The sequence below is a fragment of the Rickettsia sp. TH2014 genome (assembly GCF_019249195.1).
Classification (GTDB): domain Bacteria; phylum Pseudomonadota; class Alphaproteobacteria; order Rickettsiales; family Rickettsiaceae; genus Rickettsia; species Rickettsia felis.
Map to the genome: position 1 here is coordinate 1,237 of NZ_MXAX01000134.1, position 255 is coordinate 1,491.

Here is a 255-nt window from a genome sequence, read left to right on the forward strand (position 1 = left end):
TAGAGATGAATCTAAATCAAAAAATAATAATATAATGGACTGAGAAAACAGGACAGAAAAAATAGTACTCAAGTTTCCGAAATAAGTTACAATAAATAGGTAAAACTTAGGAGGAAAGATGAAGAAAAATAAGGTTAGGATTTTCAGTAGTGAAGAAAAGACTAAGGTAGTATTAGAATTAATAAAAGAGGATGCTACCTTAAGTCAATTAGCATCAAAATATGAGATAAGCTCCAAGACAATTCAGAATTGGAA